Raw genomic sequence first — 25522 nt, 5'->3', positions numbered from 1 at the left:
TCCAAATCTTATCTTTAGCTAGTCTATTCGTCTGCCGAATAGTTACATCCCTCTTTGGGACATAAAATCTTGCGGCCATTGCGCTTTGTTTCTTTAACCGTTAATAAAGGCCAATGGCATTGCGGACAAGGCCTATCAATGGGTTCATTCCAGAGCGCATAATTACATTTAGGGTAACTGCCGCATGAAAAAAAGATTTTACCTTTACGAGATTTACGCTGCAAAATTTTGGCTGAATGACATTGAGGGCATTCAACACCAGTATCGGCAGGCTTTTCTAACGGCTCCATGTGCTTGCATTCAGGATAATTGCTGCAACCAATAAAGCGTCCGTAACGACCTGATTTAATATGCAAAGGGCTAGAGCACTCAGGGCAAACTCGACCTTCAACAACGGTCGGCTCATTTTTTTCATTGTCCTGGCTGTTAAGAGCCTGGGTGTAATCGCATTCTGGATAACCCGTGCAGCCAATGAAGCGTCCGCGTTTACCGAGGCGAATAGACAAGGGTCTGTCGCATTGAGGGCATTTTTCTTCGAGTACTTCGGTCGTTACGTCCTTTCTTTGAATACTTTCATCGATATCATGAATTTGCTGGTTAAAAGGCTGCCAAAATTCTTTTAATACGGGAATCCATTCTTTTTCGCCACGTGAAATAGCATCTAACGTATCTTCAAGCTGGGCGGTAAATTGATAATCAACGTAACGAGTAAAATGACCCGTCAGAAAACGATTAACAATACGGCCAACATCAGTTGGAACAAAGCGCTTTTTCTCAACGGTCACGTATTCACGTTGTTGTAACGTATGAATAATGGTTGCATAAGTTGAAGGCCTACCAATATCATATTCTTCTAAATCCTTAACTAAGGATGCTTCAGAATAGCGTGGTGGCGGCTCAGTAAAGTGTTGGTTAGCCGTAATATCATGTAGCGTAACTTGCTCGCCTACTTGCAAATTAGGTAACATCACGCCTTGTTGCTCATCGTCACCCATATCATCTAGACTTTCTTCATAAACGGCAAGAAAACCTGGGAAAGCAATAGAGGAACCATTAGCGCGAAAAATATTTTTTTCCCCGCAAGCTAAATCAACGGCAACCATATCGATTAGGGCATCTTCCATTTGACAAGCAATACTGCGTTTCCAAATTAAATTATAGAGCTTATATTGATCAGGCGATAGCGCCTTTTCTACGGTTTCAGGGGTACGTAAAACAGAGGTCGGGCGAATGGCTTCATGTGCTTCTTGTGCATTTTTAGATTTAGTTTTATAAATACGTGGGTTTGGTGGGCAATTATTCTTACCATAACGTTTTTCAATGAAGTCACGGATTTCATGAACAGCCTCTAGCGATAGGTTAACGGAATCTGTACGCATATAAGTAATTAGACCAACCGTTCCTGTACCAATATCAATTCCTTCATAAAGCTGTTGAGCAACCATCATGGTTTTACGTGCAGTAAAACCTAATTTACGGGCGGCTTCCTGCTGTAGGGTAGAAGTAATAAATGGCGAAGCAGGCTTTCTTTTACGTTGTTTTTTCTCAACCTTAGTAACTAATAATTGACCTTGTGCAAGCTTTAACAGGTTATCGCGAATCTGATGAGCTTGCTCTGAACCTTGAATAGTAAATTGCTGTAATTTTTCTTCTTCATAGTGAGTAAGTTTAGCTGTAAAGGGGGCATTTTTATGTTGACACTTAGCCAGTATTCGCCAATATTCTTGAGGCACAAAGCGTTCAATTTCTTCTTCACGTTCGACAATTAAACGCAGTGCTGGACTTTGCACGCGTCCCGCAGATAATCCGCGTCTTATTTTTTTCCATAATAAAGGAGAAAGATTAAAGCCTACTAAATAATCAAGTGCTCGTCTCGCTTGTTGGGCATTAACTAAATCCATAGAAATATCACGAGGATTATTAACGGCCTCTTGAATAGCTGATTTAGTAATCTCATTGAAAAAAATTCGATGAACTTCTTTATTTTTTAATAAATTGCGCTCGCGCATCAACTCAAAGATATGCCATGAAATGGCTTCCCCTTCCCGATCAGGGTCAGTAGCCAGCAGTAAAGATTGCGAATTTTTTAATGTTTTAGCAATAGAATCGATGTGCCGTATATTTTTCTCAACGGGAGTATAAGACATTGTAAAATCTTTAGCAGGATCTACTGAGCCTTTACGTGGTGCTAAATCACGAACGTGGCCGTATGATGCTAAAACTTCATAGTCCTTGCCTAAATATTTTTGAATCGTTTTAGCCTTTGCAGGCGATTCTACGATTACCAAATGTTTACTCATAAAGTTAACCTTTCCTTAACGGCTCTTAAATTGCTAATAGTGGTAAATAAATACAATGCCATTCAATGATTATTTTATAGACTAAAAATTATATTTACTCATCTCATTTGAAGATAAATCCTAAGAAATCTAGTGCAGGGGTAACTTATCTTCCTTTTGGTATAGCACAAGATCAAGAAAAGCGAGTTGAGATTCATCCAAATTTTCTGCTAAAAGATTGCGAATAGTCCATTTAGTTTCCTGTAAGGTCACAAAACGTGACTCAGAGTTACTCAGTTGATTAATGACTAATTCTAATGTTTCAGACGCAATGATACCCCACAGTAACATGCGAGTTAGAAACTGATAACTGGCTTTGGTAAATTTAATTTGTTCATGCGCTGTAAAAATACGAATTGATGTATTACGAGCTGCTCGTATAATGAGGGCTGAATTTTCGTTACTTTCTAATTCATTGTCATCTGATTCATTATTTGCTGTGATATCGGTTGTTGTATTGTTTTCTGTTTGTCCTCGGGTTAGCTTAGATAAGCTTTTCTCAAAGAAATTCATCAATAGTTCTAATAGGTTATCTTTCATATCAACACCTTATATAGCCGCCAGGCACTGCTTTGATAATTCCCTGCAATTCTAATTCAGTTAAATTGCAGGTGACCGTTTCAATACTTAATCCACTGCGCTGAATGATTTGATCAATAGTCGCTATTTCAAAACCTAGGCACTTTACTAGGTTTTCATCATGGGTTGCAAGGTTGATTGCGGATTCTTCTTTACTAGACAAAGTATGCTCAATGTCTAATTCAGCAAGAATATCATGAATAGAGGTAACTAGTTTTGCCCCTTGTTGTAATAAATAATGACAACCTTTGGCTTGTGGATTATTAATAGAACCTGGTATTGCCATAACCTCTCGGTTTTGTTCTAAAGCCAAACGCGCTGTAATCAATGAGCCGCTACGAACTGCAGCTTCTACGACCAGTGTGGCTAAAGACAAACCGCTTATTATACGGTTTCTTCGAGGGAAATGTCCAGCAATTGGTGGGCTTTTTAACGGAAATTCAGAAATTAATAAGCCCTCATCAGTGACTTGATTGGCTAATTGAAGATGGCTTTTAGGATAAATACAATCAATGCCTGTCCCTAACACCGCGATGGTTTTACCTTTTGCTGCTATACAGCCTTGGTGCGCTTGCGCATCGATTCCTAGTGCAAGCCCACTAACCACTGTAATTTGGTTTGCTGCTAAATCAAAGGCGAATTGCCATGCTGTTTGAGCACCTGTTACTGAGGGTTTGTGTGTGCCAACCATGGCAACAGTTAATTGCTTGAAACAGGTTAAATCGCCAATAGCATACAATATCGGTGGCGCATCATAAATTTGTTTAAGCAGGCTCGGGTAATTCGGGTCATCCCAAGTAATTAAATGATGATTTGGTATTTTTTCCCAATTTAAATCAGCATCAACTTGTTTGAAATCAAATTCTTTAATAGCAGCAGCTAACTTAGAGGGTACGCCAGCAGCTTCTAATTGAAGTTGTGATAGCGCAAACATATCGGCCAGCGAAGGCCAATGGCCTAATAGTTTTTTTATACTTCGAGGCCCAATCTGTGGGATACGGTTGAGGGCAAGCAAATAAATTTTATTCATGGATTTGTAACTATATCTCCTAAATGAATAGCACGAATAGAGCGAACTACCAAGGCAAAGCTTGTTTGCGTAAAGACTCGAAATACCATTGCTTCACCTAAGCGCTCTCTGGGTAGAAGAACCGATTTAGAGCATTTTAATGGATTAAAGCAATCTTTAGGATCACGAATGAGGTGGGCTGGTGAATAAATACCTAATACATCGCCAGACTCTAACCCAGCATCTTGACCCCGATTAATCACAGCTACCAAACCAACTGCCCCTTGCGTGAATTCAGGTAAGACATCAATAATGACTCCCCTTAAAGGATAAAGTGGTGTTTTAGGTTCAAAATTTAGATTAAAGGATGGAAAGTCATTTAATAGCACCCGATCACCTATACGTACGCCTTTGGTGATTTCGGTTAATAACACGGTGGCGGGTTCTCCGCCTTTTGATAATTGCCCATAGCCAATTAAGCTTGCTTTATAACCTAGGATTTTTTTTGTTTTAGGGTCTTTATAGGGGCAATTAGGGCGGTAAATAGCATAAGCAACGGTCGTATCATCACAGGCTTCAGGCGCCCGATGTAATCTTCGCACATAGACTTCATCGCCTTGTCCACCTAGCATATGTTCGCCGACATAAGCGACAACATAAGGTGCTCTTGCTAAGCGATTATCATCCATGATGAGTGATTCATTTAAAAAAGGCTTAATTTCGGTTAAGGGGATAGGGGGAATTGGGTCCCCTAAAAGATAAGGTCGTACGTAAGGGGATAGTTTTATTGTTCCATTAGAAAGTACGCGAATATAAGGATTTTTTTTAAAAAAACGCAGTTCTAATACCGCACCTGCATAGAGACGGTCGGGATGTTTGATTTGAGGGTTAGCATGCCATAACGCTTTCCATTCCCAGGGTTGATGCAGGTAACGGTTTGCAATACTCCATAAGGTATCGCCAGGTTGAACCACATAGCGTTTAGGGTAGTCAGCGCGTAATGTAATCGCTTCAGTATAGAAAGGTAATAATAAACAAACCACAATCAGCATGTATCGCATTAATCAATCCTTGAAGAAAAACCACCAAGCGTTGTGATTCTTAGCTGCGTTTAAGGAGACAATCAATTTTATTAAATGATTTGCTACTTTACTACTTTTATAACAAACAAAATTAAAATCTTTTTAAAGTTATTTTATAATAATCCACCACTATATAAATAAGAGGCTATTTTGTCTATGCATGAATTTCCTCTTTACAGGTTTAAACGATTGGAAGTTTACAGTAGCAAGGGTTGTTTAAAAATAATTAAAATAACAAAGGCTTAAAGCTTAAGCTTTGTTGCAAACACACATAAAGCTATCCTGACGCTCTCAAAGCACATTTCTTTGCTTTGCCGGTTTACGAGACCCTAAGCTTTAAGCCTTTGTTATCATTATCTGTGAAAGTTTGGCAGGAATTACTAGCTCACAGCAGGAGTATCTTGCAGAGGCTAGGCGTATTGGTGATAATAGCAGGCATTTTATTATTATGTAGAACGTTATGGCTATTCGAAAAATTCTTTATTTACCTGATGCTTGTTTAAGGCAAGTTGCAAAACCGGTAGAGCAATTTGATGAGCAATTACATAGTCTTATCGAAGATATGTTCGAGACGATGTATGCTGCCGAAGGTGTAGGACTTGCAGCACCGCAGATTGGCGTTAGCTTACGTTTATCAGTGATTGATATTGTGGGTGACAGAAAACAACAACTCGTATTAGCAAATCCAGAGATTATTGCTTCAGAAGGCACAGCAGACTACCAAGAAGGTTGCCTATCTGTGCCAGGCGCTTACGATATAGTTAAGCGAGCCCAAAAAGTAACAATTAGGGCGCAAGACCGCTTTGGTGAATTTTATGAAATGGATGGTGAGGGTGTATTAGGTGAATGTTTTCAGCATGAAATTGACCACCTAAATGGCAAGTTATTTATTGATCTGCTCTCTCCATTAAAGCGCGCTATGGCAAGAAGAAAATTAGATAAATTCAAACGGCAACAGGTGCGTAGTAAATAATGGCTGATTTAAAAATTGTGTTTGCGGGTACGCCAGAGTTTGGTTTACCTTGCTTAGATGCGCTTTTCCATTCAACACATCAAGTGTTAGCTATTTATACTCAACCTGATAGACCTGCAGGTCGCGGCCGTAAGCTACAACCTTCCGCGGTAAAGACTTGGGCTATAACGCACCAGCTTCCCGTTTTTCAACCCGTTAATTTTCGCAATGCTTCTGAGGTTACCGCATTAGCTGATCTTAAACCTGATCTATTAATTGTGATTGCCTATGGCCTTATCTTGCCAAGACAGGTTCTATCTATTCCTCGTTTAGGTTGCGTTAATGTCCATGCTTCCTTGCTACCGCGCTGGCGGGGTGCCTCGCCAATCCAGCAAGCCATTTTACATGGTGATGAGTATTCCGGCGTTACCATTATGCAAATGGATGTAGGCATGGATACTGGGGATATGCTGGCTAAAGCGCAATATCGTATCAGTCCAAATGAAACAGCTGGCTCATTGCATGACAAATTAGCTGAGCTAGCGGTAAAGCCCTTATTAGAAACAGTAGATGCATTGGCCGCGGGCCATAGTCATCCTGTCCCGCAAGATAATGATTTAGCCACGTATGCGGGAAAAATTAATAAACAAGATGCCTTAATTAATTGGCAGCAAAAGGCGAGTGATATTGTTAGGCAAATATGCGCTTATAATCCTTGGCCAATCGCTTATACTTATGCGGGCTCAGACCCTATTCGTATTCATCAAGCCAATATCGAGCAAGCTCACGCCACAGCAAAACCTGGTACCATTGTCGCTATCGATAAACAAGGTGTTTTAGTTGCGACAAGCGACGCATTAGTGCGTGTTTTACGTTTGCAATTTGCGGGTGGGAAAGTATTATCAGTTGCGGATTGGTTCAATTCAGGGCGCTTACAGCTTGAAGTCGGTCAGGTTCTTCAATGAGTAACCCTCGTTTAGATGCGCTGCAAATTTTATTAAAATTACTGCAAAACAAAGCCTCTCTCACGCAATTATTACAAAAAGAGCAAGCGCCCTTGACTAAAGCAATTTGCTTTGGCGTTTGTCGTCATTACTATCGCTTAGAAGCGATTGCTGATTATTTACTTAACAAACGCCCTAAACAATTAGACATTTGGTTAACGTTGTTGATTGGTCTTTATCAATTACAGTTTTTAAATAAGCCTGAGTATGCTGTGGTACAAGAAACAGTTGCCATGCTTGATAAAAAGCAAAAAGCCTGGGCAAAAGGATTAGTAAATGCCGTTTTGAGACGGTTTTGTCGTGAAAAAGTAGCACTATTAGAGAATTTAGAAAAACAAACTAAATTTATTTTTGGCCATCCCGACTGGCTCATTAAAAAAATAAAACAAGACTGGCCCAATGATTGGCAGAGTATTTTATTAAATAATGATACTCACCCGCCAATGAGCTTAAGAGTGAATCAGCGTCATGTGACTCGCAGTATTTATTTAGAGCGCCTGCAGCAGGTAGGTTTACCAGGAAAATCTCTGACTTATTCAAGCGTAGGAATTGCTTTAGAGGCACCGTGTGAGGTGCAAGAGCTCCCTGGTTTTGCGAATGGAGATATAGCCGTGCAGGATGAGGCTGCACAATTAGCGGCGCCTCTACTTGCTTTAAAGCCAGGATTGCGTATTTTAGACGCTTGTGCCGCACCTGGTGGAAAAACATGTCATATTTTAGAATCAGAACCAGGCTTAAAAGAATGCATTGCTTTAGATATTGACGCTAAACGCTTACAGCGTGTACGGGAAAACCTAGAGCGCATGCAGTTAAAAGCGACTATTTGTCAGGGTGATGTGCTTGATCTTGAATCGTGGTGGGATGGCATATTATTTGATCGAATTCTATTGGATGCGCCTTGCTCAGCTACGGGTGTTATTAGAAGGCATCCTGATATTAAGTTGCTACGGACTGACGCTGAGATTCAAACTGTTGTTACGTTGCAAGCAGCCTTGTTGCAAAAGCTTTGGACAGTATTAAAACCAGGTGGCCTTTTAGTATATGCTACTTGTTCAGTACTACAACAAGAAAACACAAGACAAATCGCTCAATTTATAGCGCAGCAGAAAGATGCATTATATAGTATGGAAAAGCAGCCTTGGGGGATAGCAACTGATTATGGCTATCAGCTTTTGCCAGGCTTAAATAATTGCGATGGGTTTTTTTATAGTGTTTTAACCAAGGTAAAACATGACATTTAATTGGGCTATCACTGCTTTTCTTTTTTTCCTAGCATTGCCTGGTGTTTATATTGTCATTCCCCGTTTAATCAATTTAATGATTCCACATAATAGTAAGGAATTAAAAAGCCGCTTTACTCGAATTGTTACGGTACAAACGTTGCTCATGGTTTTATTAATGAGTTCGGCAGGAAGTGTTTTATCACTAGTAACAGGGCTTGGGGATCCAATTCTCGATGCCCTTTTACAGGGAAAGTCAGTCTTAGATTCTATTGAATTATTGCCTGTTTTAATTGCCACCGGCTTAGGGCTTATCTTATTTCTTGTCCTTTATTATGGGATTGCTACCAAAGTGCTTGATGACAAGACTTTAGCTATTATGAAGAAACTACGTACGACCTTTGGTATTGATGGCTGTTTGTTATATGGTAGTGTGGTTGAAGAAATTTTAGCCCGTTGGGGGCTACTGAATGTTATTACGTTTTTTGTTTTTTTATACGCCGATGAAAAACAGCCTATATTAATTTGGGCTGCTATTTTACTCAATGGTTTAATAGTAACCTTTGGACATTTACCAGCTTTTATAGCCGCTGGCTGTTTAATAACGAAACGTTTCATTTACACTATGCTGCTCTTGCATATCACTCAAACCATTCTTTTTGGTTGGGTTTTTTGGCATTACGGATTATTATCTGCCATCTTTTCGCATATGCTTTTTTATTTAGGTTGGTATGCTTATGATAAAACGTAAGCTATTACCTTAGGCTGCAAAAATTCTAGTCAAAGGTATATACCCATTAAATCATCCTAGGAAGACAAATGGCTACTGCCTATCAGCTTTTACCCATTGACGCATTGCAACGTGGCCGTTATCAACCTCGTCTTCATTTCAATGATGCCTCATTACAAGAGCTTGCTGACTCTATCTTAACGCAAGGTTTAATTGAGCCCTTAATCGTTCGGGAAATTATCACGGGCCGCTATGAAATTATTGCTGGTGAAAGACGCTGGCGAGCAGCAAAGATTGTTAAATTAACTGAGGTACCTTGTATAGTTGGTACTTATACTGATAAGCAGGCTGCTGCACTGACCCTCGTTGAAAATATTCAGCGCGAGGAGCTAAATTTAATCGAAGAAGCCTGTGGTTATCGTCGTTTACGTGATGAATTTAATTTTCATCAAGATGAGATAGCGAGTTTAGTGAGTAAATCTCGTAGTCATATTGCTAACATTTTGCGTTTACTTAACCTGTGTTCACAGGTACAAGAGCAAATTATTAACGGTAAGCTTGCCTTAGGTCATGCGCGTTTACTGGTAGGCATGGCGCCTACAGTACAAATTGAATTGACAGCGCAGATTATAAATAATGACTGGTCGGTGCGCACGTTGGAAGAGAAAGTTAAACAGCTAAAAAAAACAGCTAGGGAAGAGCCAGAAAAAACGGATTTAAATATTAAGCATTTAGAAGTGCAATTAGCTGAACAAGTAGGCGCGCCTGTGCAGATTGTTGCCCAAGGTAGAGGTGGGTGGTTACAAATAAAATTTTTTGACAATGACACACTTGCGGGTCTTCTGGAGCGAATGGGCTTGCGGTATGATTAGAAAATCTTTAATAAGGAAATTATTTTAATGAAAAGGATTTTAACCCAAGCAGCTTTGCTGTTAAGTCCGACTATTTTATATGCAAGTATTCAAGGTGGCGCTGATAAATTAATTAATCAAGTTGATCCTAAAATTAATATGGGCATTGAAGTGGTTGATTTAACAACAGGCGTGACACTTTACGAGCGTAATAAATCCCAGCTATTTATTCCTGCAAGTAATATGAAATTGTTCTCAGATGCTGCAGCTTTAATGGTATTAGGGCCTGATTATCGTTTTAAAAACAAGCTAAGCATCAATTCTTCGCAAATACAGCAGGGTATCCTAAAGGGAAATCTGTACCTGCACCTGTCTGGCGATCCATCTTTTAGTCGTAATCGTTTAGGCGAGCTCATTGGCGAGTTAAAAGCATGGCATATTAGCCGTATTCAAGGCAATGTGATTATAGATAGTAGCCATGCGGCTGTTGACCCGTATGCGCCTGGTTGGCTAAATGAAGATTTAGCTTATAGTTATGGCGCTCCACTAGCGCCTGTTATGATTGATGCTAATAGAATGACGGTTACGGTCAATCCCGCTGATAAACCGGGTCTGCCTGCTATTGTTGAGGTAGATGATGATAGTGGCAGTATTATTGTCAATAACCAAGTAAAAACCAACGATACCGCTGCTCATTGTGGTGTTAGCTTTATTATGGATAAAGAGAATCATCTGGCAGTTCATGGCTGTATTGGCGTTGGCCAATGGGCAATTCAACAGAAAATGGCTATTCGTAATCCCTTACTCTATGCGCAGGGGTTAGTTAGACAGCAATTATACAAAGCTAATATTGTGTTGGAAGGCAATGTATTATTAGACAAAGCGCCTGCAGGCACCATGTTAATTGCAACAGATGCCTCAAAGCCAATTGCTCAACTCATGGCAGATACCTTAAAACCTTCTGATAATTTATATGCCGACAGCTTATTTTTACATGCCGCAGATAAGCTAAATGGTGCGCCAGTTAACTGGACTGAAGCACAAACAATCATCAAGCAATTTTTACAACAGCAAACGGGTATTCCGCTCAAACAAGCCATTTTAACCGATGGCTCTGGTTTATCACGTTATGACTTATTAACACCAAATCAGACAGTTAGTTTACTGCGCTTTCTCTTTGACCGTTTCCCCCTTGCTTATGAATACATTGCAGCATTACCTGTTTCTGGCCGGGATGGTACTCTACAACGGCGGTTTAAAAAACCAAATCAACAAGATTTAGTTCGCGCTAAAACGGGAACCATGCGTGGGATCATTAGCCTATCTGGCTATCTATACACAGTTAACGCGCATACGCTTGCCTTCGCTATTTATGTAAATACGCGTCGTGGCACAAGTCCCAACGTTTCTGGCCGATACCGCTATTTAGTCGATGCCTTATGTACTTATTTTTTACAGCAAAAACCAAGTAATAACACGTGGGCGAAAGTATTTATGCCGCAAGCTCGCATTAAATTCCAACAAAATCCAACACAAGCAGAGCAACAACGAGGTAATCAAGCTAAGTGGCGAAGACTAGAAACTGCAATAAAGCAAACGTTAAAGGGGCAGCCGGTCACAGTAATTTATCGCAATAATGAATTAGTACTGCATGACAATCAGGCTGATATTGGCCATGTCTTGGCTGTTTTACAAGCAATACGCAAAAAATATCCCTTTTCAGTGGCATTAGCCTCTAAGTCTATGCCGGCCATAAATGGAAGAACCTTTTTCTTATGGATAGAGGCAGCGCTACTGCCACCACAAACTAAGCGCGTATGGACAATCCGCGAAGCAGCAAGCTAATACATAAATAAACTATTGTAACGATCGAAATATTACGACTTAATCAAGATATCCATAGCCCTTGCGCTCCACCTTTGGTTACCGCGGTCAAGCCGCGGTAATTCGGGTTTTTTTCTTTATTTATATTACCTACCTAAGCCCGAAATACCGTGGCTTGACCACGGTATCCATAATCTCTAGGCTATTTATTTGATGTCATCAAGCCGTAGGTTAGCCTAAGTGAAACCCGAGTTTTAGTAAGGTAGGTGGGCTAAACGAAGTGCAGCCCAACAACTAACTAATCGTTGGGCTGCGCTCTGCTTAGCCCAACCTACCTTACTACTGGATACCCGCGCATAAAGCGCGGTACGTAGAGATATAGAATTTAAAAGAGGATAGCTTTCCTGTCAGAAAAGCATTTATAGAACGTTTAATGAATAGCTTTTAAGTTAAATTTATTAATTAAGCGCTTCACGTCACCTAAAACAGGTGGTGTCACGGCAATAGCCATTAAAGATTCGTTAGCATTACTGTATAAACAAGCCCACATGCCGTCTTCTCCTTCAGGGCCATAATTTAATGTTAAGCCTGGTAACGCTTTATTGGCTTGGTTTAGCGCATCACTAGCATTTTCAGCATCTATTGGTGCAACAATTAATGTCCATTGGTGCGCTGTTTCAAAGCTGCTGCTTGTACGGTAAGCTGCCCACATACTGCTTAGTTCATCGAACTCAACTTCGTTTACACCTACAGCAGCAAAAGCTTCTGGTTGCGGGCAAGCATCAGGTTGGTCAGGGGAGACGGCAAAAACAGATTGAGAAATTAAAAAGGGCAGGGCAAAGGCTAATTTTTGAAACTTCATTGATAACTCCTTAATTTTACTTCCATTCATGAAGCTGTAAGCATTTAGTTTAAGCTTACGCATGGTATGTAAATTGCCCCTACTGTGTCAATAGTTACTGATAAAAGCCATTAATCAATGGCCTCAATCCTAATGGAAATGGCTAAATAGCTAGGTGGCGTGCTTAAGAATAGGCTCAAATTTTCAGAATTCTAATGCTTAGTAAAGCTAATTTTTATAAAAAATTTTTTATATAAACTATACTTATATTCGTTTAATAATTCATCATTTTTATTTATCCATATTTATTTATAAATTTCATATTTTTAAATAAAAAAGTGATCCAAGTTGGCAGTAATTTTTCCTTTTTTAAAAGGGTATTTAATAGGTATATCTATGAAAGAAAATAGGTTTCACTGCGAGTCTGCTGAGCTTAATTTTATTGAAGGCCCACCTAATGGTTTGCCTATTCTTTTACTCCATGGCGCTACAAAAAATTGGCAGTCATTTTCACCGTTAATCAATGATTTAATGGCCTATTTACATGTGTTAGCCATTGATTTTCGCGGCCATGGTAAATCTAAACACATGGCAGGCGCTTATAAATTACAAGATTATTTAATGGATACGCAATGCTTTATAATGGAGTACATAAAGCAGCCGACAATTATTTTAGGCCATTCCTTAGGCGGCATGATTGGGCTTATGGCAGCAGCGAAATATCCGCAGTTGGTGTCATCACTAATTATTATTGATGCGCCTCTGACAACTGCTTCTTTGCGCAAACTTGCCCAAGAGCAAGGAGCCTTTGCTAATCAGTTAATCCAGTGGTTGAAAATTAGTAAGTTTTTAAATGTCACCTCGTTTAATAATGGCGCTATACCTGAAAGCTTAAGTCAATGTGACCCTGATATGTTGCATGCAATCATTAATGATTTTGAGGCGACATTTCATCAATACAGCATTGAAGAACTCTTTCCCAAAATTAAGTGTCCTATCCTTTTAATTCGGGGTAATACCATACGTGGGAGCCTAGTTAATGATGCTGAAGTTGAGCAAGTTAAAACATTATTGCCTAAGCTTAAAGACATTAAATTACCTCACGCAGGACATTCGCCTATTAGACAAGATAAGCAACTTATTTTAAAAGAAATTAGAGCATTTCTTAAAAAAATCTTAAATGTGTAAAGAAAGAGTAAAAATTAATTTTTTAAGCTAAATTTAACAATTCCTTAAGCTAATTTAGTTATTTTACTATAATAAGTATAGACTTTTAAAAAGTGACTCATCATGGCAAATTCCAATGCAGTTTTAGGAAGCGAAATTCAAGGCTATATTGCTAGTAAAAGTGCGTCTGAAATTGATGTAAGAAAAAAATCATTTTTTGAAGATATTCAGAACTTAAGCAGCCAAGAAAATCTTACAATAGCCAAGCTGACCGAACAATTAGCGGCTAAACATTCCCAATTCGCTGATTTATTTTATCGGGGGCGCTCACGTGGCCCTTCGATAGACAGTAGAGCCGCGCAATTAGTTAAAAAATTATATATTGAGTTAGGTGTCCCTTTAGACGATAATTTATTAACAAGAATTGTTCATCAAGATATACCAGAGGATTTACAAAACGCTTTAAAAAATTTTGCTTATCATGAATGGAAAGCGAATAAGTTTTTACCTGAAAATATTGAACGCCTTGAGCGGGAGTTAAAAGACTTTATTGGCTTTACAAAGCCAACTGACCCTACTATTTCATTAGCGCAGGCAATATATGATGATCCCCGCAATCTAATTAGGAGCTTAACTAAAATTTATGAGCGGGCGCCCAGTTATCTTCCCATCTTTATAGATAATTTATACGCCATAGTACCCGAGGCAGAAAAAGCTAGTTTGAGTATAGAGCTTGCCCAATTTGCTATTTTTAATCCTCAATTTATAAAGCCCTTAACAAGTGCTAATGTAGAATGTTCAACAGCGCTAGTTCAAAAAAGACCTTATATTTTTTTCCACATGTCTCATTCTATGCAGCAGGCTGTATTAGCGAATTTAGAGCAGGTGGAACCTAATAGAGAAACAATTTTAGAGTTAAGAGGCTTGCCTGTTCTTATAAGGGGAGGCGGAAGCTTAGATTTAGGGGGGCCAAAAGAAGATCTACTAAATGCTTTAGAGGCTTATAATGATTGTGATAGCACGAAGCCAATAGCTAATAGCGATAAGCAATTGCTTACAGACTTTATTTTGGAGCAAATTGATTCTCTACAGGGGGATGCTTTAGCAAATGATAAGAAAAGAAAAGCATTTATTTTAATTGATAATTACTTAAGAAAAATTCCCGACGATTATAAAGCAGATTTTTTTAGAGATCTTAAAGAGAGCATTGCTAAACAAGGCTTAACAGTTAGGCTTTTACAAGAAAAATTACAACTAACCGATAGAAAGAAATTATTTTCCGTGTGGCTTAGCGATCAATCGCGTAGCGAAGAGCTTATCAAGGAGCTTTATCAACTAGCAAGCAATGCACTCGATAATGAAAAATTTCCAGAAAATGGACGGCAAGCTTTATTAGATACGGGTACATTACCAGCTGAAAAAATTAACAGTGAAACTGACTGGATTAATGAACGAGTAACTGAATTTCTTAAGCACCCAGAACAAGCCAAGTATTCAGAGTTTGGGCATGTGTTTGAGCGGGAACTATCCTCTTTACAAGCCGTGTACCACTTAGAGCAGCATGAAAAAAATTACCAGCATAATCGCGCGGAAGCCATTTACCAACAATATATAGTTGAAAAAGGATTAGAGTTAGCCAAGGGAAAGAATGACAATATTTTTGATCCTCAAGGCCATGTGTTAATTACCGTTGATCTAGGACTTCATGACTTACATAAAATTTTACGCAGGATTGCTCCTCGTACAGATTTCAGTTCAGTTACCGATTTAAATTTAAGCGTAGTGCTTTCCGAATTACTAGGCGGCTCAAAAATTACCAGCCAAACGCTCTGTAGTTTAGATATCATGCATGATCAAAGATTAAGAGATCAATTTTTTGCCAAGTTAGGTGTTAATAATACAGATTCACTATGCCAATTTTTGACATCAAATAACCATAGCCGCAGCTGCATTATCCCCTTACAAGAAGAAATGAGTATGCATGTTAGTCTTTGTTGTCGTGCATTGGAAAAGGCTGAACAAGAAAAGGCTGCACAGGGAAAGGGGCTGTCATTTAGTCTTGATTATAAAGAAGCTTTAAAGGACACAATAGTAACTATAAACGCTAAGGTCTTAGAAAAATTCAAAAAAGCTTTTGAGGAAGCTAAGCCCGCTTATCAAGATAGTCCCAATGCAAATAATGAGGATTTTTTTAGCAGCCTTAATACTGCCTTAGATAAAGCGCGCCTAACATTAGCAGAAGAAGCTAGAGAGATTTTGGTTGCTCAATTAGGTAAGGGGCTAAACGAGAATGAAGTAGAGGAACTTTGTGATAAGGTGGTCAATGTTCTTAATAAACATGATTTTACTAGCACCACCGCAACTAATCTTGATTATTTACACACAGATACGCAAAATGAAACGGTAGTTAGAATCACGGCAACTGACTTTACGGCACATGATAAAGGCATTGGTCGCGATAAACAGGCTCTGCGTTTAATTAATCGTAATCACCTTACGACCAATGGCCCCTTACAACAAGTAGCGCCTTACCATAACGTAACACAAGAAGCTCGTGTACCATCAATCGCGGTATTTGCAGCAAAAGACTCTACAACAGCAATAGAAGATGTTGCGGATAAGTTACAACATAGTTACCAATTACTTGCGTCTAAACACTCGCAAGATGCGCCCATCATTTATAACCTATTAACGTCGTTGCATACCGAATTTTATGAAATTTTTGAAAGCAAAAATAAGCAGCGTACGAGTGCGGAATATATACTCTTAGGTACGCACCAATTTAATCAGACGCAAGTCAAAGCAGGCAAGCCCTCGCAATTAGTGTTTGTGCAGAATGTGCCTGTTAATCAACACACTAAAGAGCTGGATTACCATAGTTTTGATGACGCCACGGCAGAAGCAGCACTGATGACAGATTTAGCCTTGCTAGCCACGTTTAATCAACACAGTGCGTTCTTTCCGCCAGCCATCAGCATGGAAATTGCAAGTTTTTATGAAAGAGCGCAGGCACGTTATGTACACTTCTTATCAACATCAAAGGATGGCAAATTAGGCTATTTTAAAGACAGCCGGCAAGGGGAGCGATTAATTAAAGAGTTGGAAGAGAAGAAAGCATTCTGGGCACAGTCTATCTGCCGACCGTTTACTGCTGATAAAAAATCAGATGAGAAATCTAAGGATAAAAAGTCAGATAAGAAATCTATCGCTCGCGATGCTGCTGAAGCCAAATTGGATAATATGACGTTAGAAACCTTAGTTATGCAGGCTCTATTTAAAATGATGGTTAGTGATGATTATCATGACTCGCAATTCGGCCTGTTAGTACAAGCGTTATCAGTTTTTGTTGAACCTGTCTCGGAAGCTGGTTGTAAGAGTGCTAACGAGCGTTATCAATCGGTTGCGGGCCGGGTTAATTTATTAAAGAGTATGAGTGAAAAGACTAATGATAAACTTTCTCCTGAACAAAAACAGGTAATACAAAGCTTAAAAGGCTATGTTTTAAATGATGTCTCAATTAATAAAGTCCAAAAAGCCGTGGATAGGGCCTACAATAAACATAAATTATATAGCGCCAATGTCTCACCACAAGATCAAGGGGGTAGTTTCAAAGTAACAGCTGCTGTCAATCGATTTTTTAGCCGCGGTTATATTTTTTCACCCTTTAATACTAACGTTGCTGAAACAGGGCATTTGACTTCGTTAAAACAAAAAAATGCGGGTGGTATGCAGGCGCATAAAGCTGGATTGGCACAAATCTTCAAAGAGCTATTTACAGAATTACTTAATAAGTTAAAAAATAATCCAGTAGTAGAAAAATCTACAGATAGCCCGGCTCTTAATTAGTCAATATCTAAAAAGCCTCCCCGTAAATTGGAAAGGCTTTTTACTAAAGCTAAACAAAAAACACCTTTATTCATCATGGTTCCTACTACTTCGACTGTTACTGCTACTTTTCTTACTGCTTGAGGTTGAGCTTTCATGACTGCGGCTCTTAGCTGTTTGGCGATGATCAGAATGTTGCCCACCTTTGCGACCAGCTGCACTTAACGCCTCATGTCCCCGTGTTGCAGCTGCTTTTTTACCACCTTGTGTTGTTCCAGTCATAATAATTCTCCTTAAATTTAATTAACAAACACCGGATGTCAAAATTTATTTGACACTTAAGTCAATAACATCTGGTAATTAACAACTTAACACACATGACAATTATGTCAATACTTTAAATTAAATTTTTTAAATTGAAATGGCAAAAAATGATTGCCACAAATTGAGTGATAATTAGAGCGCAAAATTGATAAAAGATGTGTGACAAATTAATTAAAATTTGTTAAGTTAATTGTTTTACCTTGCGAAAGAGCTTATTAATAATAGTCAATCTCGGTGGTCGTCACATTAACAGGCTCCTCATCGACTACAGTCACTGAGTGATAGGGTGGAGGTGTGACAACAACTTCTCTGTAATCAACCACTTCTGAGTTGTAATAGCCACAAGCAGTTAAGAAAATCATCGGAAATAAGGCTATCCATTTCATCGTCGATCTCCGGCAATCTTTTGTATAAATTGTAGATTATGTAGTCACTTTAAGCCAGTTTAATGATGTTTTTACAGCAAAGTATAAATTTGCTTGTCAGGGCTTAAGCCCATTCACTATACTGACGCCTAAGCAATTTTAAGGACTAATAAATTAGCTTGCTAAGTGGTTAGAAAATAGTAGATGGCTAGTGCTATTAGCTTAAGGATGTCAATCTAGATTTTTTTCAAAATTGAAGCTTTAATTTTAAACAATACTTAATCTAAGTGTCACAAGATAACCTAGGCTTAAGTGATGATTGTTTTGAAAGAGATCTATTTCAGGATGTGAATATGTTAGATAGAGCAAGTGTAGTTAATGAGCAATTTATTAAACGCGTCAAGGAAGGTCACTTTCCTAATCCCAGAAATACCCTAACGTTGTCTGCTTCAGGTTTAGATAAAAAAACTGCCATTGAATTATTTGATTCGCAAATTAAATCGCGCTTGCTGGATTTAATTGCACGTGAGTTAAAAGAAAAAGGCTTATCATTTTATACCATTGGCAGTAGTGGCCATGAAGGTAATGCGGTTATTGCTTATGTTTTTCGCCACACCGACATGGCTTTCTTACATTACCGCAGCGGGGCTTTTTATTTGCAGCGAGCTAAGCAAGTTCCTAGCTGTGATGGCGTGCGGGATATTTTATTATCTCTTGTTGCCTCAGCAGATGATCCTATTTCAGGTGGCCGCCATAAAGTGTTTGGGAGTGTGCCATTAACTATTCCGCCACAAACTTCAACCATAGCATCTCATTTGCCAAAAGCCCTGGGCACTGCTGTATCCATTACGCGGGCAAAAGAGTTGCATATTCCTAGTAAATTAGCTACCGACTCGGTCATTTTATGTTCCTTTGGCGATGCTTCAACCAATCATGCGTCCGCACAAACGACCTTTAATGCTTGTTCTTGGTTAGCTACTCAAAATTACCCGCTACCCCTGGTTTTTATTTGTGAAGACAATGGCATTGGTATTTCTGTTCCTACACCAGCCGCGTGGATTGAGGCATCGGTTAAGGCACGCCCAGGCTTACATTATTTAACATGTGATGGCTTAAATATTGCGGATGTTTATTTAAAATCAATGCAAGCACAACAGCTAGCACGCCTTAAAAAACAACCCGTTTTTTTACATGTAAAATGCGTACGATTACTTGGGCATGCGGGTTCTGATATTGAATCACAATATCTTAAACAAGTTGAAATCGAAGCCACCGAGGCCAATGACCCATTACTACATACGGCACGAATGCTTTATGAAGAAGGGTGGATGAGCTTAGAAGCAATCATTGAACTTTATCAAACCAATCGCTCTTTAATTGAAGCCAAAGCGATGGAAGTAATTCAGTTGCCTAAATTAAGTAGCGCCACTGAAATTATGGCATCCATCATACCAAAAGCACAAAATAATAGTGTTTGTCTACTGCCCGCAGAAAGCAAGCGCGAAGTCGTATTTGGTAGTGTTTATAATCAATTAACTATAAAGCGTAATTTATCACAGCACATTAACTTCGCTTTAACCGATTTAATGCTGCAATACCCACATATGCTAATTTTTGGTGAGGATGTTGGCAGAAAAGGCGGTGTTTATCGGGTAACTGCCGATTTACAAAAGCGCTTTGGGCAGCGTCGAGTATTTGATACCTTATTAGATGAAACAACTATTTTAGGAACTGCCATTGGCTTTGCGCATAATGGTTTTTTACCTGTTCCTGAAATTCAATTTTTAGCTTATTTACACAATGCCGAAGATCAATTGCGGGGTGAGGCGGCAACGTTGTCTTTCTTTTCTTCAGGCCAGTATAAAAATCCTATGGTCATTCGTATTGCTTCCTTAGCTTATCAAAAAGGGTTTGGCGGCCATTTCCATAATGATAATTCCATTGCCATACTGCGTGACTTGCCAGGCGTTATTGTGGCTTGCCCTTCCAATGGCCCTGATGCTGCGAAGCTATTGCGTACTTGTTTAAAATTAGCCCATGATCAGGGCCGAATTGTTGTGTTTCTAGAGCCAATCGCTTTGTATATGACTAAAGATTTACACACGCCCGGTGATAATGAATGGCTGTTTGAATACCCATCTATAGACCAAACGATTGCCTTAGGAGAAGTGGGCGTTGTTGGTGAAGGCGAAACGGTGATTTTAACTTATGCCAATGGTTTTTATTTATCACTGCAGGCCGCTAAAATTTTAAAAGAAAAGCATCAGATTGATGTCAAAGTTGTGGATCTGCGGTGGTTAAGCCCGCTACCGACAGAAGCGATTTTACGGGAATTAACCAATGCAAGTCGCGTTTTAATCGTTGACGAAGGACGGCGCAGTGCTTCTGTCAGCGAGGGATTAATGACACTGTTAGTTGAGCAAGCAGCAACTGATTTAAAAATAAAAAGGCTAACTGGTGAGGATTGCTTTATTCCATTAGGCAATGCTTGGCAGTATTTATTACCAAGTCGCGATTCTATTGTTGCGGCGACATTAGCATTACACTCTGTTAAAGGGGAGAAAAAGCGTGGACGATTTGTTGTTTCTTGATGAGCAATTACAAGATGATGAGCGATTAATTCGAGAAAGTGTTACTCGCTTTGTTAGTAACGATGTAGTGCCGTTAATGGCAGATGCATTTGAAAAGGGAGAGTTTCCAAGAGAATTAATTCAAAAGTCAGCCGATTTAGGTTTATTAGGTCTAACCTTGCCAGCAGAGTATGGTGGGGCGGAGGCGTCTTATGTTGCTTATGGTTTAGTTTGCCAGGAGTTGGAGCGCGGTGACAGTGGCTTGCGTAGTTTTGTATCGGTGCAAAGCTCATTATGCATGTACCCTATCTTTCGCTACGGTAATGAAGAACAAAAAAAGCGTTTTTTACCGGGCATGGCTGCTGGAGAAATCATTGGGTGTTTTGGGTTAACTGAACCTGATTCGGGTTCCGATCCTGGCAGCATGCGCACGCAAGCTAGAAAAGTGCCTGGTGGGTGGAAATTAAATGGCGCTAAAATGTGGATTACAAATGCGCCTATTGCTGATATTGCTATCGTATGGGCTAAAACAGAAGAAGGTATTCGTGGTTTTATTGTTGAAAAAGAGTTTGCAGGATTTAGTCGCCCTGAAATCAAACATAAAATGTCTTTACGCGCATCGATAACGGGTGAATTAGTCTTTGAAGATGTGTTTGTGCCTGAAGAAAATCTGTTAGCCGGTACGGTAAAGGGATTAGGGGCAGCGTTGAGCTGTTTAAGCCAGGCTCGTTATGGTATCGCTTGGGGCGCTATGGGTGCTGCTATGGCGTGCTTTGATATTACGCGTGATTATTTGTTAGAACGTAAACAATTTGATAAACCATTGGCATCTTTTCAGCTAGTGCAAGCCGATTTAGCACAAATGTATAGCGAAATTATTAAGGCCCAATGTCTAAATTTACAAATAGGGCGCTTAAAAGATGAAGGCCGTGAAACGCCAGTCATGATTTCTTTAGCAAAAAGAAATGGTTGCCGAGAAGCATTAAACATTGCTCGCAAATGCCGCAACCTGTTAGGTGGCAATGGCATCAGTTTAGAGTATCCGGTGATTCGCCACATGCTAAATTTAGAATCAGTCTTCACCTACGAAGGCACAGATAATGTGCATACTCTGGTTTTAGGCCGCCATATTACCGGTATTAATGCTTTTGGTTGAGGGTTTCTTTAGCCGGATTAAGCAATTAATCCGGTTAGTTAAGCTATCAGATTAACCAACATAAGTATCGATAGGCTCACTTGCATTCACTTCATCTACATACTACGTTTATACAAAGGCAGTGCTTAATATAAATTAAGCATAAATTGATCAATTTTCTCGCAAAAGCAGGTATAATGTAAAAGAGAAACCTATATTGGTAAGTACTATGGCAATATTTAAAGATAAAGACAAAGATAAAGATAAAGTTAAAACGAAAGTAAAGGGTAAGAATCCCGGAAAAGATACGCCAGAACAAGAAGAAGGCAAACTTAAGTCGATAGGTCTTGAGCTTAAAAAAATGCTTGAAGATTCACTGAAACCTGTAGAAGGTGCTGCTGAATTAGCAGAAAAGGTAAGAAATGAACTCGCACTTTCTGGTACAACCAATGAAATGACTCAGAAGCAAAGCCTTGGCACCGACATGGTCAATTCCTTAGACAACGGCATACCTGGCTACCAAGTAACCGGCGAAGACCATGCCATCGATGAAGTGGCCAATAATATTGAAATGCAGCAAAGTCCTTTTAAAAAATGACTTTAAGTTAAATTTTCTACTTTAATTCGCTCACTAGCAAAACAGTAGCTTGTTATTCCAGCCAAGAAAAGCTATTATTCAAACCCAAGTCGGGGCGTAGCGCAGCCTGGTAGCGCACTAGCATGGGGTGCTAGTGGTCGAAGGTTCAAATCCTTCCGTCCCGACCAGTTAATTCCATTTAAAATCAATAAGTTGAATCATAAAATTTAAATCTCATTTAAGTCAATAATTTCTCTAGGTGTACTTCTGGGTGTACTTTCAAATAGTTTAAAATCGCTAAAATTAAATTTTTCTTGAATCATAAATTATTTGCCCTGGCTTTGGTTTAGTGTTGGTCGAGCGGCTCACTCAAAGGCGATACCCGGTTTTATCCGCAAGGCTCAAGTTAGGGGCAAATCAAACGCTATAAGGCAAACGATGGGCCGGTCTACAGCGGGTTTTAGTGACTTTCTCCTTTTTACTTTCAGATAGATTAATAGATAGGCAAAGAATTATTCTAAGCGCCTGACTAGGTCATAAAATTGTAATGACAGTAAGTTTCTAAAATTACGCTGCCGAACGGCAGGTATCCATGAAGGGTTTCCCAACTTAAACGTCCAGCCACTAGGTTAAGGGACAAGGTGGCTTAGCATAAGACCTAAAAGGTTTCGCCTGAACTGCCCAGGCTCATCAGTTATGCTTAATTAGAAATTAGCAAAATGTTGCTCTATAGACAATCAGTTTAAGAGAGAAATTTTGTCCTATCGGATTTTGTCCGACAGGACAAAATGGCTGAAAGCGTTGATTTTATTGGGTTGGAATAAAGTTGGTTATGTGCGTCACTGCTTTAAGCAGTGACGCATATAACTAAAATTATTGTCTATAGTTATATTATTAAAATTGACAGGAGTTCTAATGGAGACACAACTTAAAGTTGGAGATGTGGTTAAATTAAAATCTGGGGGCCCTAGAATGACAATTTCATATTTAGGAAAAGAGGAGCAAATAGAATGTATCTGGTTTGACGGAAATAATAAATCTAAAGGTTATTTTCATAAAGACTCGGTAAAGCTTGATGATAGTAGTAGTAATCCATTAAGGGTAAAAAAAGGGTGAATTAAGTTAGCAACCTATTTATGGCTGCTCTAAATATTTAACATTTTATGGTAGACGTTTATACAAAATTTAAAATTGATTAAGCTGCTCAATTAAGCGAGCAGCTTAGCATCCGCTAGAGCAATATCTTTATTAGTAGATGCTTTTTGCTATTCAAGTTTTCAGCTTAATATATTTTCGCTTTACTTAGTCTACACTGGCTATAGGAAATATCCTTCATTCAGGGTTATACTTATTGCTTTAGTTAAGTTTAAATAACTTGTTAGAAGAAAAATATAGCAATTTAATGGAGCTTTGCTTTTAAATTAAAGTAGAAGAATTCGAAAATAACCAGAATTTTATAAGGATTGAAATTCTTTAGTAACTTTGTTGGCTTTGGCGGTAAATTAACAATTTGTAAAATTTATCTGATCAACTGAACCAACAATATTTATATCTAGCTTCTTTTCATATTTTAAGATGAGGCTTACTTTTTCAAGAAAATGATAAACTTCTGAGCCAGCCTTATATTCATCAGTATTCAATTTAATAACTTTTTCGCCAAATATTTCGGTGGCCTCATCTTTATCTATTACAAAAGAGTGATCTTTATATTCATAGACTAGCCTTTGGGCAATAGCATGTGGACTATTTTTTAAAATTTCTTTTTTACTTTCTAATAACCGTACAGCGTAATGTTGAGCTGAATCTGAAATTCTCTCAAAGTAACCTAATTGTTGTAAGGGCAATGTTTTAGCCAAATATTCTGCAAACATACTTGAAGTATTGGGAAATTTTTCTGTGAGATTACAAATACATTCTAACGCACTACTCAGGCTTAAAGCAGGGTTCTTATTAATTTGAGGATCTATCGGCCCGAGTTCACTTAATAAGCCCATATGAATTTCGTCTGCTCCTAATGCTATTAAAGTAGCAGCAGATTTAGCTCTACTTGGAATTACAACTATAAATTTCTTCTTTGATTGCTCCTTACAAATTTTAGATATAAAGTATGCCGGTTCAATTAGACCACCTAAGCTATGCATTATTAATAAAATATCTTGAGTTTTTTTATTATCTGTAGCCCAATAAATCCTATCAGAATCAAAGTTAGTTATTGACTCCTCTGGCTTATATAAAAAAAGGTAAAAATATTTTTTATTTCCTAGAAACTTATTTAGATGTTCAATAATATAATGCTTGATTACATTGCTGTCTTCATTGCGTATTAATTTAAATAAGTGTTCTAATTTAGATAGATCATATTTTGGTAAGTTATCATCATTTATTTCTGTAGAATTAGTAGTTGAATCATTCATCGCTTTTCCTTAAGTCAACAAATAATAAATTATTTAGATTCCTATTTAATTATAAATTAAAGTTTTTTAAAAAAGGGGCAATAATTTCTCTATTTATTTGATAGCTTAAGAGCTTCAAAGAATAGTAATTTGGTTAGAGTTTTAATCTAGCTTAGTAATTTAGGTGTTTAATAGTTGATGGCTGATCTATAGAACCTATTATTTTCTTATTTTTCTAAGCTTTCGTATCCGCAAGCAAACACCTCACAATCAAATTCCTCGGCGTCGATCGAATTTCTAAAAGCCCAACTCTCGCTAATGATTTCACTACTCGTTTCATCTGTTGATAGCTAGGATATTCTGCTTTAACACCGGGAATAGGCGCGACATAACAGGTTTCTCTTAGCGATTGGTAACTTATCCTACGCTTAATGCCTACAATAAAAGTTGCCCTATCCATATAAGGCCGAATTCCCATTATATAAACGACGCGTTGGATGAGAGGTAACTCTATTAAGGCGTCCAATTCTCTTCTATTAATAAATAAAAAATCCACTTTCTATTCCTCGCTTAACGCATTAATCAGTTGCAAACGATATCAAACAATAGCAAATAGTGATATTTAATAATTCAATTTGTTTTAAAATTAATTTATTTTAATGCTCTATTTGTTTATGTCAATAAAGATTAGATGCGTGTTAATAAACCCATGACAGAAGATAGAGTGTAACGGAC

The 25522-nt window shown here is 38.6% G+C and carries 20 protein-coding genes, 1 tRNA gene and 1 pseudogene; 13 read left to right on the top strand and 9 right to left on the bottom strand.

Annotation, left to right across the window (positions count from 1 at the left end):
- Nucleotides 1-23: 23 nt before the first annotated feature.
- From topA to DYE47_RS12715, 4 genes are all read right to left on the bottom strand, one after another.
- Nucleotides 24-2300: a type I DNA topoisomerase gene (gene topA / locus DYE47_RS12730; protein WP_115303707.1), complete on the bottom strand. Its 2277-nt coding sequence runs from the start codon at nucleotides 2298-2300 to the stop codon at nucleotides 24-26.
- Nucleotides 2301-2429: 129 nt separating this feature from the next.
- Nucleotides 2430-2879: a DUF494 family protein gene (locus tag DYE47_RS12725; RefSeq protein WP_115303705.1), complete on the bottom strand. Its 450-nt coding sequence runs from the start codon at nucleotides 2877-2879 to the stop codon at nucleotides 2430-2432.
- A 1-nt stretch (nucleotide 2880) separates the two neighbouring features.
- On the bottom strand, nucleotides 2881-3948 hold the full coding sequence (dprA, locus tag DYE47_RS12720; RefSeq protein ID WP_115303703.1) for a DNA-processing protein DprA: 1068 nt from the start codon (nucleotides 3946-3948) through the stop codon (nucleotides 2881-2883).
- A complete protein-coding gene (locus DYE47_RS12715; protein WP_115303701.1) occupies nucleotides 3945-4988 on the bottom strand; it encodes a LysM peptidoglycan-binding domain-containing protein in 1044 nt (347 codons plus the stop codon). Before DYE47_RS12715 ends, dprA begins: the two co-directional genes overlap by 4 nt.
- Nucleotides 4989-5469: 481 nt before the next feature.
- On the opposite strand from DYE47_RS12715, the gene def reads away from it, so the two are divergent.
- From def to dacB, 6 genes are all read left to right on the top strand, one after another.
- Nucleotides 5470-5982 carry a peptide deformylase gene (gene def, locus DYE47_RS12710; RefSeq protein WP_115303699.1) on the top strand — a complete coding sequence of 171 codons (513 nt, stop codon included), beginning with the start codon at nucleotides 5470-5472 and terminating at the stop codon, nucleotides 5980-5982.
- A complete protein-coding gene (fmt, locus tag DYE47_RS12705; RefSeq protein ID WP_115303697.1) occupies nucleotides 5982-6926 on the top strand; it encodes a methionyl-tRNA formyltransferase in 945 nt (314 codons plus the stop codon). The genes def and fmt overlap by 1 nt, the downstream gene beginning before the upstream one ends.
- Nucleotides 6923-8206, top strand: coding sequence for a 16S rRNA (cytosine(967)-C(5))-methyltransferase RsmB (gene rsmB / locus DYE47_RS12700; protein WP_115303695.1), 1284 nt, complete (start codon nucleotides 6923-6925; stop codon nucleotides 8204-8206). The genes fmt and rsmB overlap by 4 nt, the downstream gene beginning before the upstream one ends.
- On the top strand, nucleotides 8196-8936 hold the full coding sequence (locus DYE47_RS12695; protein WP_115303693.1) for a CPBP family intramembrane metalloprotease: 741 nt from the start codon (nucleotides 8196-8198) through the stop codon (nucleotides 8934-8936). The genes rsmB and DYE47_RS12695 overlap by 11 nt, the downstream gene beginning before the upstream one ends.
- A gap of 68 nt (nucleotides 8937-9004) precedes the next feature.
- Nucleotides 9005-9787, top strand: a complete 783-nt coding sequence (locus tag DYE47_RS12690) for a ParB/RepB/Spo0J family partition protein (protein WP_115303691.1) — start codon at nucleotides 9005-9007, stop codon at nucleotides 9785-9787.
- 27 nt (nucleotides 9788-9814) lie between these two features.
- Nucleotides 9815-11611, top strand: a complete 1797-nt coding sequence (dacB, locus tag DYE47_RS12685; RefSeq protein ID WP_115303689.1) for a D-alanyl-D-alanine carboxypeptidase/D-alanyl-D-alanine endopeptidase — start codon at nucleotides 9815-9817, stop codon at nucleotides 11609-11611.
- A 409-nt stretch (nucleotides 11612-12020) separates the two neighbouring features.
- Here the strand turns inward: dacB and DYE47_RS12680 are convergent, their stop codons facing one another.
- On the bottom strand, nucleotides 12021-12452 hold the full coding sequence (locus tag DYE47_RS12680; RefSeq protein WP_160149903.1) for a DUF4949 domain-containing protein: 432 nt from the start codon (nucleotides 12450-12452) through the stop codon (nucleotides 12021-12023).
- A gap of 375 nt (nucleotides 12453-12827) precedes the next feature.
- Here DYE47_RS12680 and DYE47_RS12675 point away from each other — a divergent pair, with 375 nt between their 5' ends.
- Nucleotides 12828-13619 (top strand): alpha/beta fold hydrolase, encoded by a 792-nt coding sequence (locus DYE47_RS12675; RefSeq protein ID WP_115303685.1) that lies wholly within the window; start codon nucleotides 12828-12830, stop codon nucleotides 13617-13619.
- Nucleotides 13620-13721: 102 nt separating this feature from the next.
- A complete protein-coding gene (locus tag DYE47_RS12670) occupies nucleotides 13722-17444 on the top strand; it encodes a hypothetical protein (protein WP_115303683.1) in 3723 nt (1240 codons plus the stop codon).
- Nucleotides 17445-17510: 66 nt separating this feature from the next.
- On the opposite strand, the gene DYE47_RS12665 is transcribed toward DYE47_RS12670, so the two are convergent.
- Complete coding sequence (locus tag DYE47_RS12665) at nucleotides 17511-17705, bottom strand: hypothetical protein (protein ID WP_115303681.1); 195 nt, start codon at nucleotides 17703-17705, stop codon at nucleotides 17511-17513.
- 257 nt (nucleotides 17706-17962) lie between these two features.
- The gene (locus DYE47_RS16075; protein WP_160149902.1) at nucleotides 17963-18133 is read right to left on the bottom strand and encodes a hypothetical protein; all 171 of its coding nucleotides are present in this window, start codon (nucleotides 18131-18133) and stop codon (nucleotides 17963-17965) included.
- 332 nt (nucleotides 18134-18465) lie between these two features.
- On the opposite strand from DYE47_RS16075, the gene DYE47_RS12660 reads away from it, so the two are divergent.
- The 5 genes from DYE47_RS12660 to DYE47_RS12640 all read left to right on the top strand — a co-directional run bounded on the left by DYE47_RS12660 (nucleotide 18466) and on the right by DYE47_RS12640 (nucleotide 23510).
- Entirely contained in the window at nucleotides 18466-20703 is a 2238-nt protein-coding gene (locus tag DYE47_RS12660; protein ID WP_115303679.1) for a thiamine pyrophosphate-dependent enzyme, read from the top strand.
- Nucleotides 20681-21838 carry an acyl-CoA dehydrogenase family protein gene (locus DYE47_RS12655; protein ID WP_115303677.1) on the top strand — a complete coding sequence of 386 codons (1158 nt, stop codon included), beginning with the start codon at nucleotides 20681-20683 and terminating at the stop codon, nucleotides 21836-21838. Before DYE47_RS12660 ends, DYE47_RS12655 begins: the two co-directional genes overlap by 23 nt.
- Nucleotides 21839-22046: 208 nt before the next feature.
- Nucleotides 22047-22415: a hypothetical protein gene (locus DYE47_RS12650; RefSeq protein WP_115303675.1), complete on the top strand. Its 369-nt coding sequence runs from the start codon at nucleotides 22047-22049 to the stop codon at nucleotides 22413-22415.
- A gap of 90 nt (nucleotides 22416-22505) precedes the next feature.
- Nucleotides 22506-22582 (top strand) — tRNA-Pro (locus tag DYE47_RS12645).
- Between the two features lie 727 nt (nucleotides 22583-23309).
- Nucleotides 23310-23510: a YodC family protein gene (locus tag DYE47_RS12640; RefSeq protein WP_115303673.1), complete on the top strand. Its 201-nt coding sequence runs from the start codon at nucleotides 23310-23312 to the stop codon at nucleotides 23508-23510.
- Between the two features lie 386 nt (nucleotides 23511-23896).
- On the opposite strand, the gene DYE47_RS12635 is transcribed toward DYE47_RS12640, so the two are convergent.
- Together DYE47_RS12635 and DYE47_RS16425 are read right to left on the bottom strand one after the other, a co-directional pair.
- Nucleotides 23897-24808, bottom strand: coding sequence for an SDH family Clp fold serine proteinase (locus tag DYE47_RS12635; RefSeq protein WP_115303671.1), 912 nt, complete (start codon nucleotides 24806-24808; stop codon nucleotides 23897-23899).
- Between the two features lie 226 nt (nucleotides 24809-25034).
- Nucleotides 25035-25343 (bottom strand): annotated as a pseudogene (locus DYE47_RS16425) (Vir protein); the annotation flags it as partial.
- Between the last annotated feature and the right edge of the window lie 179 nt (nucleotides 25344-25522).

This window comes from Legionella beliardensis (assembly GCF_900452395.1).
GTDB classification, from domain to species: domain Bacteria; phylum Pseudomonadota; class Gammaproteobacteria; order Legionellales; family Legionellaceae; genus Legionella_C; species Legionella_C beliardensis.
The sequence above is the reverse complement of the archived record's forward strand: the minus strand, read 5'-3'. Positions and strand labels throughout refer to the sequence as shown.